General features: G+C 42.2%; 1 protein-coding gene. It reads right to left on the reverse strand.

Annotated elements, in window-relative coordinates:
- Nucleotides 1–75 precede the first annotated feature (75 nt).
- Complete coding sequence (locus ACKA06_RS21585) at nt 76–1,299, reverse strand: IS110 family RNA-guided transposase (protein WP_214872542.1); 1,224 nt, start codon at nt 1,297–1,299, stop codon at nt 76–78.
- Nucleotides 1,300–1,564: the final 265 nt, after the last annotated feature.

Below are 1,564 nucleotides of genomic sequence, written 5' to 3' on the forward strand. Positions count from 1 at the left end.
TAAAGAAGACGCAGCTCATTCTTCTTTTTTTAGGGAGAGCGTCTTATTCAAATTTCTAGTGAGTTGGAGAATGATTTAAGATGCGCTTGGTTCCTCAAGTTTCACTGTGTAACCTAATTCCTCTAACCTACGTAGTGAATGCCTGACAATGGATTGTTGTTTTTGTTTATCAAAGTAATCTTCTCCTAAATCTACATACATTTCTTTTCGAGTTAAGAGATAGTAGGAGATTCGCAACATGGCATGGGCTACAACGATTCCTGCGCGCTTTTTACCTTTACGTGAAGCCGTTCTTCGGTAAAGGGCGCCAAGATAGTTTTTGGATCCACGAACAGAATGAGCTGCTTCAATTAGTGATGATTTAAGGTATTTGTTTCCGTTCATGATTTTAGACGACTTTCGTTTTCCCGCACTTTGATTATTCCCCGGAACCAATCCTGCCCATGAACACATTTGAGGTGCAGTAGGAAATTGTTCCTTAATATTTGTGCCAAGTTCGGCTATCATTTGTTCCGCCACTTTTTTCCCAATCCCAGGAATGGAATCTAAACGTTCTATGTCTTCTTGAGATTCTTCCATCCTTTTCTCAATCTCGATATCGAGTTTATCGACTTGATCGGTCAGGAAATCGATATGATCCAGTATCGTTTTGATCATGAAGCGTTGATGATCTTGAATATATCCTTGAAGCGCAAGTTTCAATTCATCTTTTTTCTTTTTCATAACGCCCCTCGCAAGGTTTGATAATTCTTCAACATCATCATTTCCCTCAGCCAGGGAACGAAGCATATCACGCCCAGAGACACCCAATACGTCAGAAACAACAGACCCAAGCTTGATATTCGCTCCTTCTAGCACTTTGTGAATTCGATTCTGTTGTCTGGCACGCTCTTCAATAATGCTCCGGCGATATCGAACAAGTTCTCGTAATTCACGCTGATTTCGATCAGGGATATAACTGGAATTAAGCAATCCATGACGAAGAAGTTTGGCAATCCATTCGGCATCTTTTACATCGGTCTTACGACCTGGAACAGCTTTAATATGTTGGGCATTCACAACGAAAAATTCAATCTCTTCTGCTTCTAGCAGGTTGACAATAGGTTTCCAGTACACACTGGTGCTTTCCATTGCCACATGGGTACACTTATGTTTCTTAACCCAGTCCACCAACTCGATTAAATAAATGGTTTTAGTTGAAAACGTCTCAATCTCCTTTCCTTCTGGTGTAATGGCGCAAGCCGTAATGGTATCTTTGTGGACATCCAAACCACAAGCATTCTCAATGACAATATCCATTGAAAACATCCTTTCTACGGCGGAAAATTGTAGAGGCTGGCGCAACAACCAGAATAGGGTTAATCTACCATGAGTGCTTCCCGTAAGGGAGCAACAATCTGTGATGCACCGTGGTCGAAGGAGTCAGACTGCGGGTAGGGCTCTCACGCACCAAGGAGTCTCGACCTTCCTCATCCAGCCGTAGCACAAGTATGGCCACCTAATAACCATTTTCATTCTCTGTGGTGTATAGCTGATTTTTTGCGATACATGGATGACTGCGGGA

The sequence above is a fragment of the Rossellomorea oryzaecorticis genome (assembly GCF_045897515.1).
Taxonomy (GTDB): Bacteria; Bacillota; Bacilli; order Bacillales; family Bacillaceae_B; genus Rossellomorea; species Rossellomorea enclensis.

Excerpts from the sequence above, each read along its gene's own strand:
- ACKA06_RS21585 (WP_214872542.1), bottom strand. The coding sequence starts at position 1,299 with ATGGATATTGTCATTGAGAATGCTTGTGGTTTGGATGTCCACAAAGAT.